Here is a 12,697-nt window from a genome sequence, read left to right on the forward strand (position 1 = left end):
TCTAGAATATATGAATATATTATAATTGTAACCCAATAGCTTCCTCCTCCATACCATACTGAAAAATATGGAAGATAGGAATGCACGTTCCCGTTTATTATACAGCGTTGCCCAGACTGTTGCAAACCATAATATATAGAAATTTAAGGAGCCTGAATTTATGGATTTTACTACAATAATCGGCCTGCTGGCCGGGATTGCCGCCATGATCGGCGGTTTTCTGTGGGAAGGCGGCAGCCTGTCCGGCCTGCTGCAGCCCAATGCTGCCCTGATCGTATTCGGCGGCACCCTTGCGGCGGTACTCATCAGCTTCCCGGCTTCCAAGCTCCGCAGCATTCCGGCGGCGCTACGCGTGGCTTTTGGCAGGCAGCAAGATAACAGCCGGGAACAAGCTGAAGAACTGATCGCTATGGCTGCACTAACGCGGCGCGGCGGTGTGCTTGCACTGGAGAAACGAGCGGAGGAACATCCAGATCCCTTCACCCGTGAAGGCCTGTTTCTGATTGTCGACGGCAATGACCCGGATCAGGTCCGGCAGATCCTGGAGCTTGGGATGGATGCCAAGGAACTGAAATATGAAGGCTATGCCAAAATATTCGAAGCCGCTGGCGGCTATGCACCGACCATGGGCATTATCGGCACCGTTATGGGGCTGATCCGGGTACTCAGCAACTTAACGGACCCTTCGAATCTGGGCGCGTCCATTGCCGTAGCTTTTACAGCAACACTCTATGGCGTAGCCAGCGCCAATCTACTCTTTTTACCCATTGCCTCCAAAATTAAATCCCGCAGCCAAAGTGAGCTAGGCACCATGGAGATGCTGCTTGTTGGCATTCTGTCCCTGCAGAACGGGGATCACCCGCATCTCGTCCGGCAAAAGCTGGCCCCCTTCCTGGCAGACGCCCCTAAACGCAGCGCCAGCACCAGTCCGGGAGACCCGCTATGAGACAAAGAAACCGCCGGCAGCCCCGGGCCGCCGCAGGCAAAGAGAGCCGGGACCGCTGGATGATTACCTACGCGGATCTGATCACGCTTCTGCTTATTTTCTTCGTGATTCTGTATGCCATGAGCAGCCTCGACTCGCAGAAATATGCCATTGTCAGCGGCTCCTTATCGGATACCTTCAAAAGCGGAAGTACAGTACTGGAGGGCGGAAACGGCGTTCTGGAGGGCAATCAGGGAAACACAGGGACTGGCGTCGCGAAGGGGCATAATGAAGACGGCGGAACGGCTGGCGGTCCTTCGGCCACAGATTCTGCGAATGCGGACGGGACGGATGGAACCGGGGCGGGTACTCCTGCAGCCGGACAAGAAGGAGACGGGGCTGGACACCAGCCGTCAGCGCGCGAGCTTGCTTTTCGGGAACAGGAGGCGAAGCTGGCTGCGCTTATGTGGGTTATCACCCAATACGTGGAGGAGAATAACCTGGGTGAGCAGATTTTTGTTGCGGATAAGCCGCAGGGCATTGCCATCACGCTCAGTGACCGCTTCCTGTTCGATGCGGGTAAGGCTGAGCTGAAATCGCCTGCACTCCCTGCACTACGCCAGCTCTCCGGCCTGTTCCGCGGCATCGGCGCGACCATCAGCATCGAAGGCCACACCGACAATGTTCCGGTAACCGCCGCTTCGGAATATACGGATAACTGGGAGCTGTCCGGCGCCCGCGCATTATCTGTGCTGCGCTTTTTCCTGGATAACGAGGGCCTTAGCCCTGATACTTTCCAGTATGCCGGTTACGCGGATACCAGACCTGCATATGATAATGCTACTACCGAAGGCAGACAGAAGAATCGCCGGGTCGAACTCATTGTGCTGCGTCAGCTGCAGGAGGAAGAATAGCACGGAACCACGAGCGAATCTGCTCAGATACCGGCAGGCGGCAAAAGCATATATCCATTCGCTAATATAAGGAGATAGACCGCTATGCAGGATACAAACAGAGCGGCGCCGGAGGCCGCAGGGTTTTCAGGTTTTTGCGGCTGGCAGTTTCGCTGATCATGATCATTATTGCCCAAGGGATGCTTACCCTCTTCGTCGGATTTTTTGCCGCCTTCATGCAGTTCTTCTCCTCCCGCTACTTCTGGGGAGACCTGGCCCGCGTCTACCCGCTGGATAAGCTGATTGCCATTGGCGCTGATTACCTTATTGCCGGAGCTATCTTCGCCCTGGCCTGGTTCGGGGTCTGGTGGATGCTCTACGGCTTGTCCGGGAATGGGCGGATCCGCTGTTTCCCCCTGCTTCTGCTGAGCGCGTATTCGACGTTTCTTCTCCTCTTTTTACAAGTCAATCCGGTCTATAACCCGGAAGCCATGATTCCAAGTTCTGCCGGGGAAGCGACATTTATCGTTTGTATGGGGATGTCCGCCGCCGTGCTTTTCCCGTTTTATTCAGCCGGAGTGTATTATTTCGTGCTCAAGCCCGCCACCCGTCCGCGAAAAAGATACCGTTTCCTGCTGCTGTGCTCTGCATTTTCCCTTGCAGGTCTGGCTCTTCTGCCCCTGTTGTGGCATCTGGCTCCGGGCCTGTATCCGGGTCTGCTCGGGTATCCAGAATGATATACAGACGCAAAAAGGCAGACCTCTCACATTAGTAACATCTAATGTAATAAAGAGAAGTCTGCCGTATTCAGCCGCTTTCGCAAATAAGCTAAGCCTTATTCCCCAACCAGTTCCTTGTACGCTGCCGCATCCAGCAGGCCGGTTACTGCCTCTGCGAACTCAGCATCAGGCTCCAGCTCAAAAATCCAACCGTCTCCGTAAGGCTGATCATTGATCAGCTCCGGGCTGGCCTCCAGCGCATCGTTGATCTTGGTCACCTTACCGGATACGGGTGAATATAGCTCCGATACGGTCTTCACGGATTCGATACTGCCCACGCTGTCGCCTGCGGAGATTGCTGCACCCACTTCCGGAAATTCTACAAACACGATATCGCCCAGCAGATGCTGCGCATGATCCGTAATCCCTACACGTACTACGCGTCCCTCGCCCTGCTGCGCCCACTCATGCTCTTCGCTGTATAGCAGGTTGTCCAGCACTTCACTCATTTCCAAGCCGCCTCTTTTCCGTAATTGGAGTTCTAAATTTAGTTATAGCCTAAGTTATCGGCTTGCCTAATGTCAATATAACTGACAGTAAAATTAAATTTGTCAACTTTTTGACGTTTTTTGATTGACAGGGCGGAGGGTTACCCGGTTTAATGGAGTCAGTAGAAAAACATATGGTTTGCGAATGATGGCATAGGGAGAGACTGTCTCACAGGAAGACAGCGCCGAAGGAGTAAGCCCGGGATGGGTGAATCTCTCAGGCAAAAGGACCTTTGCCGGACGCATCTCTGGAGAGCATCCAGGCCTGTAGCATAGGCTGACGGATCACCAACGGGGAAACCTGCACCAACAGCTGCAGGGTAACTCTCAGGTACAAAGGACAGAGCGAAAGTCCATTTATGCATGCGTGCATAATGGCTTTCGCCTGTCCTTTTTCGTATGTAATCAAAGCCAAGGGAGTGACGAGATGGAGTCTTTGAGAAGAACACCTTTTTATGATCTCTATGCCGCGTATGCGGAGTCCAGATGTATTGATTTCGGCGGCTGGGAGCTGCCGGTGCAGTTCACAGGGATCGTGAAGGAGCATGAAGCCGTCCGCAATCAGGCCGGACTGTTCGATGTATCCCACATGGGGGAATTCATGGTTACCGGAGAGGGCGCGGAAGCCTTCCTCCAGAGAATGACCACGAATGATGTCAGCCGCCTGGAAGACGGCGCGGCGCAGTATACTCTGATGCTCTATCCAAGCGGCGGAGTGGTGGACGATCTGCTCGTATACCGGCTGGGTGAGGAGCGTTACATGCTTGTCGTCAATGCGTCCAATATCGACAAGGACTTCCAGTGGCTGCAGGAGCATCTTACCGCTGAATTCAGCGGTGTTACCCTGAAGAATATCTCGGATGAGACGCTGCTGCTCGCCTTGCAGGGTCCGCTGGCAGAGACGATTCTGTCCAAGGTCACGCAGGTGTCTCTAACAGAGCTTAAGCCGTTCCACTTCATCGAACATGCTGAAATCTGCGGCGTCACCGTCCTGCTCTCCCGTACCGGATATACTGGCGAGGACGGCTTCGAACTGTATGCTCCCGCAGATACAGCAGCAGCACTCTGGAACGGCCTGCTGGCCGCAGGCGCACCCCATGGCCTGACTCCCGCCGGACTCGGCGCACGCGATACGCTCCGCTTCGAAGCCAAGCTGCCGCTGTACGGCCAGGAGCTGTCGGCGGAGATTACGCCGCTTGAAGCGGGTGTCCAGTTCTTCGTGAAGCTGGATGCAGGCGATTTCATCGGCCGTGACGCCCTGCTGAAGCAGAAGGAAGCCGGTCTGCCCCGGCGTCTTGTGGGCCTGGAGATGATCGACCGCGGCATTCCCCGCTCCCACTACCCCGTGTACGCGGACGGAGTCAAGATCGGTGAAGTAACGACAGGCACCCAATCCCCGACACTGAAACGGAATCTCGGACTTGCCCTGCTGGATGCTGCCTATACGGAGATCGGCACAGAGGTGTATGTGGAGATTCGCGGCAAGCAGCTTAAGGCTGCCGTCATCAAAGCCCCATTCTACAAAAGAAGCCAAGGAGTGAAGCCGCAATGAAGCACCGCTATCTGCCTATGACCGAGCAAGACCGTGCAGAAATGATGGAGACCGTAGGCATCCAGTCCATCGATGAGCTGTTCGCGGATATTCCGCAGTCCGTCCGCTACCAGGGAACGATGCCGATGTCCGGCGCTCTGGACGAATACGCACTGCTTCGCCATATGAAGGGTCTGGCTGACAAGAATGCCGACTTCGACACGCACACCAGCTTCCTGGGCGCCGGATTGTATGATCACCATGTTCCGGTTGTCATCAACCATGTGATTTCCCGTTCGGAATTCTATACTGCTTACACTCCTTACCAGCCGGAGATCAGTCAGGGGGAGCTTCAGGCGATCTTTGAATTCCAGTCGTATATCTGTGAGCTGACCGGAATGAAGGTTGCCAATGCCAGTATGTATGACGGCGCAACCGCCTTCTCCGAAGCGGCTGTGCTGGCCGCAGGCGCCACCAAACGCAAGAAGCTGATTGTCTCCCGTACGGTTCACCCGGAAGCGCGTCAGGTGCTTCGTACCTCCGCCAACGCCTGGGGTCTGCAAATTGTGGAGATTGACTACGCAGACGGGGTAACGGATCTCGCCAAGCTGGCCGAAGCCATTGATAGCGATACGGCCGCTGTGCTGGTTCAGTCGCCGAACTTCTTCGGCGGTATTGAGAATCTGCGCCAGATCGAGCCGCTGATCCATGCGGTCAAGGGACTGCTCGTGGTCAGCGCGAACCCGATTGCGCTCGGCGTGCTGGAATCCCCGGGAAGGCTCGGGGCAGACATCGTCGTCGGTGATGCGCAGCCGCTCGGAATTGCCGCTTCGCTCGGCGGTCCGACCTGCGGATTCTTCGCGGTGGCTGAGCCGCTGATGCGCCGGATGCCGGGCCGAATCGTCGGCCAGACGGTTGACCGGAATGGCAAGCGCGGCTTCGTGCTGACGCTGCAAGCGCGCGAACAGCATATCCGCCGTGAGAAGGCGACCTCGAATATCTGCTCCAACCAGGCACTCTTGGCACTGTGCGCTTCCGTCTACTTGTCCGTAATGGGCAAGGAGGGCATGCGTGAGGTTGGTGAGCTGAACATCCGCAAGAGCCATTATGCCGCTGGGCGGCTGGCTGAAATCACTGGCGCAGAGCGCGTCTTCACTGCCCTATTCTTCAATGAATTCGTCCTGAAGCTCCCGGAGGGCAGCAGTGTGAGTGCAGTTAACTCCAAGCTGCTGAAGGAAGGCTATCTGGGCGGCTATGACTTAAGCCGGGATTATCCCGAGCTGGCCGGACATATGCTGGTGGCCGTAACGGAGAAACGAAGCAAGACCGAAATTGACGAATTCGCAAGCGCACTGGAGGGCTGTGTATGAAACCGGAACAAAGTCTGATTTTTGAATTAAGCCGTCCCGGCCGCTCGGCCTACTCCCTGCCTCTGTGTGATGTGCCGCAGGGCGAGGCCCTTGGCTCACTCATTCCCGAAGGGCTGCTGCGCAGTGAGCCGGTCGTACTGCCGGAGGTATCGGAAGTGGATGTCATCCGCCACTATACCGCCCTGTCCCGCCGCAACTTCGGAGTCGATAACGGCTTCTATCCGCTTGGCTCCTGCACGATGAAATACAACCCCAAGATCAACGAGGATGTCGCCCGCTTCCCGGGACTCTCCAAGATCCATCCGTACCAGCCGGAAGAGAGCATCCAGGGGGCGCTTGAACTGATGTACACGCTGCAAAAGGATCTCGCCGCCCTGACCGGCATGGATGCCGTATCCCTGCAGCCCGCTGCCGGCGCCCATGGCGAGTGGACCGGCCTGATGATGATCCGCGCCTACCATGAGAGCCGCGGCGAGGTCCGCACCAAGGTCATCGTGCCGGATTCCTCGCACGGGACCAACCCGGCGAGCGCAGCAGCAGCGGGACTGGATACCGTGACCATCCCCTCCAACGACAAGGGAATGGTTGATCTCGAAGCGCTGAAGGCGGCGGTTGGCAGCGACACCGCTGCGCTGATGCTCACGAACCCGAGTACCCTCGGACTCTTCGAGACGCAGATTGTCGAGATCGCGGCGATTGTCCATGAAGCGGGCGGCCTGCTCTATTATGACGGAGCGAACTCCAACGCGATTATGGGCATCACCCGGCCGGGCGATATGGGCTTCGATGTGGTGCATCTCAACCTGCACAAGACGATGAGTACGCCGCACGGCGGCGGAGGTCCGGGAGCCGGACCAGTCGGTGTGAAGGCGAAGCTGATCCCGTTCCTGCCGCAGCCTACGGTGGCCCAGAACGAAGACGGCAGCTTCACGCTGGACTGCGGCGGGCCGGAATCGATCGGCCGCGTCAAAGCCTTTTACGGCAACTTCGGGATTCTCGTCCGTGCATATGCCTATATCCGCACCTACGGTCCCGACGGCCTGCGTGAGGTGTCCGAGAACGCTGTGCTGAACGCCAACTATATGATGCACCGGCTGGCTCCTTACTTCGAGATTCCCTTCCCGGGGGTCTGCAAGCATGAATTCGTGATGTCCGGCAAGAACCTTAAGCAGTACGGTGTACGTACCCTCGATGTAGCCAAACGGCTGCTTGACTTCGGCTATCATCCGCCAACCGTCTACTTCCCACTGACGGTAGAGGAATGTATGATGATTGAGCCGACCGAGACCGAGAGCAAGGAGACGCTCGACGGCTTCATTGAGACCATGATCCGAATCGTCAAGGAAGCCGAGGAGACGCCGGAGATTGTCATTAATGCACCGCATACGACTGAAATCAGCCGCCTGGATGAGACGCAGGCCGCGCGTAAGCCGGTACTTAACTGCTCCTGCGGTTAACCTTCTGCCAGAGAAGCCGGACTTAGATGGTACACCAAATAGCCGGGTCAGCGATACATTGGTATCACTGCCCGGCTATTTGACATATGTACCTGATGCAGATTTCCCCGGCTACGGCGTAAGCCGCTTCACGAACTGGAAGCGGTCATTCACCCGCATTTTACTATAGATGCTCTTCAGCATATTGCGCACGGTGCCTTCACTGATTCCCAGATCGCTTCCGATATGCAGCGCACTCTTCTCCATCAGCCACAGCCTCGCTACCTCCTGCTCCCGCGCGGTCAGCTTATACTCCAGCAATGTGGATTCAAGCCGGTACTGCTGCATCTCCGGGTTCTTCTCCATCCACTTCTCCATGATATTCTCAGCAATCTGCTGCACGAAGGGAATGGCGAATTCAATAGGCTCTCCTCTATTAAAAGAAATATCAACATATCCGTAAACGGTATCATGATCCTGCAAGGGAGCGCATACACAGTTCCAGTCGCGGAAGGTCTGATCCGTATGCTCCGTCCCCCGCACCACCCCGATGCAGTTCATCTCCATCGCCAGCGATACGGCATTCATTCCCGCCTGCTGCCTGCTTAAGCTGACCCCCGGACGCAGCTCCGCCTGCTCCATCTCGGCCTGCGTCTCCGAAGAAGAATAGACCAGCTCCAGAATGGTCCCCGCCTTGTCCGTCAGGAACACCACATAAGGAATGGAGAGCAGCTGGCTTAATTTGTTCATTTCACTGCGGATGGAAGCAATCATAGCTCTATGATAGATATGCTCCCTGGATTCTTCAGAAGAACCCGCCACGGACATTCCGCTCTGGACATCAACTTGGGTTGCATCCAGCGGCCGGAAGGCTTCAAGTTCGCTTGCTTCTAAATCTCCAGGCATACTCCATGCTCTTGATTGATTAAAGACTCTCACAAACGATCCCTCCATTTTTACCAATTCCTATATAATCAATTTTAAAAGAAAGCATTATAACATACAATTACGGAATAATGAACATTCAGTATTGGATCTGTAAATCCCCGCGTTAGCGCTGTAAAATGTAGAAATCTGTTCACTCTTATATTTCCACATCATTCCGGGAGGTTCGACATGCTTCGCATCGGCTATCTATCGGCTGCTCTTAATCTGGCTACTGCCATGGTGTCATTCCTGCGCTTCGGCAGTAATTATGCCCTGCTCATCATGGCCAGCTATACCCTCTTAACCCTTGCGGGATACCGGCTGCTGCAGAACAAAAGGACATTATATCTTATCCCTCTGCTCACCTTCAGCTGTTCATTCCTCTTATACAACGTGACCTATGTATTGTTGAAGCAGATTAATCTCGTAGACCTGTATGCTGTAGACTGGAGACTCGAGGTTCAGCTGGCGCTTCCCCTGCTGGTAGGGTTCGCCGTCCAGTCTCTCTTTAAGCGGAGCGGCAAATCCCGGTTGGTGTAGGCTTCCGGGGTTGCCGCTTTTTTTTGCAAAATCGACTTAAACTGATAGTTTTCGACATCTGCTCAGTGATATATTTACTCTTACGTCTGTCAGACCGCTGAGGATTCAGAAGTTTTCTCCGCAGGCATCTGCGGTAACGCTTTCAGAGCAATGAACAGGAGGGTTAAGCTTGAGTATGATTGAAGCCAAAGGGCTGAGTAAGTCCTTCATGCAGGCGGTGAAGGAGCCGGGCCTTAAGGGGGCGGTGAAGCATCTCTTCCTGCCCAGGCATATTGAGAAGGTGGCGGTCAAGCCGCTGGACCTGAGGATCGAAGCGGGGGAGACGGTGGCCTACGTGGGACCGAACGGCGCCGGTAAATCGACTACCATCAAGATGCTGACCGGCATTCTGATGCCTTCCTCCGGGAGTATCTCGGTGAACGGGATTAATCCGTACCGCAAAAGAATGGAAAACGCCGCCCAGATCGGCGCAGTCTTCGGGCAGCGCACCCAGCTGTGGTGGGATATTCCGATTGCCGAGTCCTTCTCGCTGCTGAAGGATATCTATCAGATTCCGGATGCCCTCTACAGGAAGAACATGGACTTGTTCACCGACATGCTCGGGATGAGCGAATTCATCCACCTGTCCGCACGTAAGCTCTCGCTGGGTCAGCGCATGCGTGCCGATCTGGCCGCAGCCCTGCTGCATAATCCGCCGATTCTGTATCTCGATGAGCCGACGATTGGCCTTGATGTATCTGTGAAGGAGAAGATCCGCGGGTTCATTAAGCAGATCAACCAGGAGCAGCAGACGACCGTGATGCTGACGACCCATGACCTGGGCGACATTGAGGACCTGTGCAAGCGGCTGGTCATTATCGATCACGGCGCGATTATTTATGACGGTACGCTGAGCGAGGTCAAGGCCCGTTTTGCCAAAAACCGGGTCATCTTCTTCCAGGTACGCTCCCCCATGCCGGAATTGTACGAGCTGCTGGAGCAGAGCCCCGGGCTGAAGCTGGAACAGCAGAGCAGCCAGGAGTTCTCGGTCACCTTTGACCGGTATGAATATACCGCCAGTGAAGTGGTTAGCCGGGTGATGAAGCATGGGGAGGTACTCGATTTCCGCATGGAGGATACCCACATTGAGCAGGTCATTAAAGCTGTCTATGACGGTCATCTGGACTTGAACGAGCACCGGGGAGCAAGGGGGCAGGCGCACCATGACGACAGCAGCCCGGCTTAACAAATACAGAAGTATTGCCAATCGTTCTCTGCAAAATGTGATGGCCTACCGGAACTCCTATATCATTAATTTACTGGCGAACTCGATTAATCTCGTAGCGATCTTCTTCCTCTGGCAGGGAATCTATGGCGGGCGCGAGGCGGTGGGCGGTTACTCCTGGGATCAGATGAAGACCTATCTGCTGGTGACCTTCCTGGCTAATTCCGTCTTATCCTGGTATTCCGAGACTGCCATTTCCGGCAAAATCCTGGACGGCAGCGTCGCCATGGACCTGCTGAAGCCGATTGATTTCCAGACGGCCCGATTCGCCGAGACCTTGGGTGCGAGCCTGCTGGAGGGGGCGATGAGTACGGTTCTGCTGATCGTGTTCGCCACCTTCCTTACCGGAGTGACCTTCCCCCACTCGCCGATCGTCTATCTGCTGTTTGCGGTTAGTCTGCTCTGCGCGGTTGTGGTCAAATTCGGCGTGGTCTATCTGGCGGCTCTCTTATGCTTCTGGTCGACGGGTTCACTGGGGATTGTCTGGACGCGGATTGCGCTCACTAACCTGCTGTCGGGCGCGCTGGTGCCATTGGCCTTCTTCCCGGACTGGCTGGAAAAGCTGGCGCTGCTGCTGCCCTTCCAGGCCATCATTCATACGCCGACGATGATCTTCCTGCAACAGGCAGATACGTGGGAAAGCCTGCGGCTGATCGGCCTTCAGCTCTTTTGGGGGGCAGGGCTCTGGATGGCGGGCAAAGCCATGTGGAACTGGGCGGTCCGCCAGGTGACCATTCATGGGGGCTAAGGCTGAAGGAGGACGCAGAATGAAAATATCGCAAATGCTCTATCTCTATAGAAGGCTGTATGTGCAGCAGCTTAAGGCGATTCTGGAGTATAATAAAGACTTTTACATCCTGATGTGTTCGGCAGCCTTGACGCAGGTATTGGGGTTCGTGTTCCTGTGGGTGATCTATGACCGGATTCCGGATATTCAGGGCTGGCAGTTCTGGGAGGTCACCTTCATGTACGCTATGATCTTCCTGACGGAGGGGGCGGGTTCGCTGTTCTTCGAGGGCAGCTGGAGGCTGGGCAGGCTGGTCAACACAGGAGAGCTGGACCGTTATCTGCTGCGGCCGGTGCCGGTGGTTCTTCAGGTGTTCTGCACAGGGATTGGGATTAACGGACTCGGCAATCTGCTCATCGGCGGGGTCATCATCTGGCAGTCGCTTGTGCACAGCCCCATCCACTGGACTACGGGCAAGGCCGCCATTCTTATCCTGTTATTCGTCACAGCGGTCATTATCCGGGTATCCATTAACCTCATGGGTAACTCGGCGGCCTTCTGGATTCGCAATGCCGGGAATGCATTCCCGCTAATGGTGCATAATCTGTCCGATCTGGCCAAATATCCGATTACCCTGTTTCCGCAGGCGATCCGCATCTTCATTTCGACGGTGCTGCCCTATGCGTTCATCAGCTTCTACCCGGCAACCTATATTTTCGGCAAAAGCGGCTGGTCCGGCTGGTGGCTCCTCGCCCCTGTCGCGGCTATCGGAAGCGCGGCTGCGGCTTACGGGGTCTTCCGGTACGGGCTGTCCCGGTATGAGAGTACGGGGAACTGAATGTTAGTTTAAATACATTTGGAGCAGGACCAGTGTTAGTTCATTGATGGACGCTCCGCAAACGGACCGTTGTTCCAATCGCTCTGCTGTTTAAGCAGAGCACGGGTACCTCTTAAAAAGACCGCATAACACCTCTAACGCGCGATAAACAGCCGCTTCTCCAGATCCAAGTCGTACACCTGCGGCTTCAGCTCCGGGTCGGTCCCGGCACCCTCAGGCGAGTGTACCACTAACTGTTCATTCTGGTTAGCGGGTACGGGTTGAATCTCGGAGTAGACCAGCGTGTCATGCACGATATCCCCTTGCTTGAAGGACAGGGGAAATACTTCTCCGCTCATCTTATTGACCGCGAAGGCGTAAGCAACTAATCCATGCCCGGACTTATACTGGGGAGCAAACAGATATACTTCTGCATCCTTGAAGCTGACTTTATCGAACTCGAGGACCTGGTCTGATGGGCGTACGAACAAGAAAGCAGGCAGCTTAAGCAAGACCTGATCCTGATCCTGATCCCCCGCCCGGTACACGATGGAGTAATCAGCCTGATACGTCTGCTCCCCTTCGAGACCGTAATTGCTGGATGCCTCCAGATGTCCGCGCTCCTCGGAGCTGCTTGCGATCATCAGCAGCTCGCCTTGTCCCGCTGCACTTCTAGCGCGGATGGTTCCCGCAGCATTAACGGAATCGGCAATTACCAGGTTGGCGGGAGCTTCTGGCTGGACCGGATTCGATAGGCCTGCTGTAGTTGCCGGAACCGCTGCGGATGCAGTTTCTGAGGCTGCGGGTGAAGCGGTTGTTGCCGGTGGAGACGCAGAAGCAGATGCTATGGCAGACGGAGTCGTTTCTGCCGACGGAGTAGCTGTGCCGGATACATCCTGGCTGCTGCACCCCAGCAGCAGGCCGAGTGCCAGGAGTGCGCCCGCTGTACGTGTTGTAGCTGTAGACCGGATTGGACTCATTCCCCTCTAATCGTTTTTTG

The 12,697-nt window shown here is 55.5% G+C and carries 13 protein-coding genes and 2 riboswitches; of the genes, 10 read left to right on the forward strand and 3 right to left on the reverse strand.

The features are described 5' to 3' along the window. The first annotated feature begins 160 nt into the window (after window positions 1-160). From MKX51_RS28325 to MKX51_RS28335, 3 genes are all read left to right on the forward strand, one after another. Window positions 161-946, forward strand: a complete 786-nt coding sequence (locus MKX51_RS28325) for a flagellar motor protein (protein ID WP_340994664.1) — start codon at window positions 161-163, stop codon at window positions 944-946. Beyond that, window positions 943-1,839 carry a flagellar motor protein MotB gene (locus MKX51_RS28330; protein WP_340994665.1) on the forward strand — a complete coding sequence of 299 codons (897 nt, stop codon included), beginning with the start codon at window positions 943-945 and terminating at the stop codon, window positions 1,837-1,839. The genes MKX51_RS28325 and MKX51_RS28330 overlap by 4 nt, the downstream gene beginning before the upstream one ends. Window positions 1,840-1,973: 134 nt before the next feature. Beyond that, the gene (locus MKX51_RS28335; RefSeq protein WP_340994666.1) at window positions 1,974-2,555 is read left to right on the forward strand and encodes a hypothetical protein; all 582 of its coding nucleotides are present in this window, start codon (window positions 1,974-1,976) and stop codon (window positions 2,553-2,555) included. A 98-nt stretch (window positions 2,556-2,653) separates the two neighbouring features. On the opposite strand, the gene gcvH is transcribed toward MKX51_RS28335, so the two are convergent. Continuing rightward, on the reverse strand, window positions 2,654-3,046 hold the full coding sequence (gene gcvH / locus MKX51_RS28340) for a glycine cleavage system protein GcvH (RefSeq protein WP_340994667.1): 393 nt from the start codon (window positions 3,044-3,046) through the stop codon (window positions 2,654-2,656). A gap of 184 nt (window positions 3,047-3,230) precedes the next feature. Then, a riboswitch (glycine riboswitch) is annotated at window positions 3,231-3,328 on the forward strand. A gap of 3 nt (window positions 3,329-3,331) precedes the next feature. Continuing rightward, window positions 3,332-3,431: riboswitch (glycine riboswitch) on the forward strand. Window positions 3,432-3,512: 81 nt separating this feature from the next. Here gcvH and gcvT point away from each other — a divergent pair. Genes gcvT through gcvPB form a run of 3 tightly spaced genes read left to right on the forward strand, consistent with a single transcriptional unit; the run spans window position 3,513 to window position 7,443 of the window. Further along, window positions 3,513-4,637: a glycine cleavage system aminomethyltransferase GcvT gene (gene gcvT, locus MKX51_RS28345; protein WP_340994668.1), complete on the forward strand. Its 1,125-nt coding sequence runs from the start codon at window positions 3,513-3,515 to the stop codon at window positions 4,635-4,637. Further along, window positions 4,634-5,986: an aminomethyl-transferring glycine dehydrogenase subunit GcvPA gene (gcvPA, locus tag MKX51_RS28350; protein ID WP_340994669.1), complete on the forward strand. Its 1,353-nt coding sequence runs from the start codon at window positions 4,634-4,636 to the stop codon at window positions 5,984-5,986. Before gcvT ends, gcvPA begins: the two co-directional genes overlap by 4 nt. Next, the gene (gene gcvPB, locus MKX51_RS28355; RefSeq protein ID WP_340994670.1) at window positions 5,983-7,443 is read left to right on the forward strand and encodes an aminomethyl-transferring glycine dehydrogenase subunit GcvPB; all 1,461 of its coding nucleotides are present in this window, start codon (window positions 5,983-5,985) and stop codon (window positions 7,441-7,443) included. The genes gcvPA and gcvPB overlap by 4 nt, the downstream gene beginning before the upstream one ends. A gap of 111 nt (window positions 7,444-7,554) precedes the next feature. Here gcvPB and MKX51_RS28360 read toward each other — a convergent pair whose 3' ends face one another. Next, window positions 7,555-8,328 (reverse strand): LuxR C-terminal-related transcriptional regulator, encoded by a 774-nt coding sequence (locus MKX51_RS28360; RefSeq protein ID WP_340994671.1) that lies wholly within the window; start codon window positions 8,326-8,328, stop codon window positions 7,555-7,557. 210 nt (window positions 8,329-8,538) lie between these two features. On the opposite strand from MKX51_RS28360, the gene MKX51_RS28365 reads away from it, so the two are divergent. The 4 genes from MKX51_RS28365 (at window position 8,539) to MKX51_RS28380 (ending at window position 11,718) form a co-directional block, all read left to right on the forward strand. Beyond that, entirely contained in the window at window positions 8,539-8,889 is a 351-nt protein-coding gene (locus MKX51_RS28365) for a hypothetical protein (protein WP_340994672.1), read from the forward strand. A 175-nt stretch (window positions 8,890-9,064) separates the two neighbouring features. Beyond that, window positions 9,065-10,114 carry an ABC transporter ATP-binding protein gene (locus MKX51_RS28370; RefSeq protein ID WP_340995740.1) on the forward strand — a complete coding sequence of 350 codons (1,050 nt, stop codon included), beginning with the start codon at window positions 9,065-9,067 and terminating at the stop codon, window positions 10,112-10,114. After that, window positions 10,092-10,901 (forward strand): ABC transporter permease, encoded by an 810-nt coding sequence (locus tag MKX51_RS28375; RefSeq protein ID WP_340994673.1) that lies wholly within the window; start codon window positions 10,092-10,094, stop codon window positions 10,899-10,901. Before MKX51_RS28370 ends, MKX51_RS28375 begins: the two co-directional genes overlap by 23 nt. A gap of 19 nt (window positions 10,902-10,920) precedes the next feature. Continuing rightward, a complete protein-coding gene (locus MKX51_RS28380) occupies window positions 10,921-11,718 on the forward strand; it encodes an ABC transporter permease (RefSeq protein ID WP_340994674.1) in 798 nt (265 codons plus the stop codon). Window positions 11,719-11,852: 134 nt separating this feature from the next. On the opposite strand, the gene MKX51_RS28385 is transcribed toward MKX51_RS28380, so the two are convergent. After that, entirely contained in the window at window positions 11,853-12,677 is an 825-nt protein-coding gene (locus tag MKX51_RS28385) for a hypothetical protein (protein WP_340994675.1), read from the reverse strand. Window positions 12,678-12,697: the final 20 nt, after the last annotated feature.

Source organism: Paenibacillus sp. FSL M7-0420 (assembly GCF_038002345.1).
Classification (GTDB): Bacteria; Bacillota; Bacilli; order Paenibacillales; family Paenibacillaceae; genus Paenibacillus_AQ.

Excerpts from the sequence above, each read along its gene's own strand:
- MKX51_RS28325 (WP_340994664.1), top strand. The coding sequence starts at position 161 with ATGGATTTTACTACAATAATCGGCCTGCTGGCCGGGATTGCCGCCATG.
- MKX51_RS28330 (WP_340994665.1), top strand. The coding sequence starts at position 943 with ATGAGACAAAGAAACCGCCGGCAGCCCCGGGCCGCCGCAGGCAAAGAG.
- gcvH (WP_340994667.1), bottom strand. The coding sequence starts at position 3,046 with ATGAGTGAAGTGCTGGACAACCTGCTATACAGCGAAGAGCATGAGTGG.
- gcvT (WP_340994668.1), top strand. The coding sequence starts at position 3,513 with ATGGAGTCTTTGAGAAGAACACCTTTTTATGATCTCTATGCCGCGTAT.
- gcvPA (WP_340994669.1), top strand. The coding sequence starts at position 4,634 with ATGAAGCACCGCTATCTGCCTATGACCGAGCAAGACCGTGCAGAAATG.
- gcvPB (WP_340994670.1), top strand. The coding sequence starts at position 5,983 with ATGAAACCGGAACAAAGTCTGATTTTTGAATTAAGCCGTCCCGGCCGC.
- MKX51_RS28360 (WP_340994671.1), bottom strand. The coding sequence starts at position 8,328 with ATGCCTGGAGATTTAGAAGCAAGCGAACTTGAAGCCTTCCGGCCGCTG.
- MKX51_RS28365 (WP_340994672.1), top strand. The coding sequence starts at position 8,539 with ATGCTTCGCATCGGCTATCTATCGGCTGCTCTTAATCTGGCTACTGCC.
- MKX51_RS28370 (WP_340995740.1), top strand. The coding sequence starts at position 9,065 with ATGATTGAAGCCAAAGGGCTGAGTAAGTCCTTCATGCAGGCGGTGAAG.
- MKX51_RS28375 (WP_340994673.1), top strand. The coding sequence starts at position 10,092 with ATGACGACAGCAGCCCGGCTTAACAAATACAGAAGTATTGCCAATCGT.
- MKX51_RS28380 (WP_340994674.1), top strand. The coding sequence starts at position 10,921 with ATGAAAATATCGCAAATGCTCTATCTCTATAGAAGGCTGTATGTGCAG.
- MKX51_RS28385 (WP_340994675.1), bottom strand. The coding sequence starts at position 12,677 with ATGAGTCCAATCCGGTCTACAGCTACAACACGTACAGCGGGCGCACTC.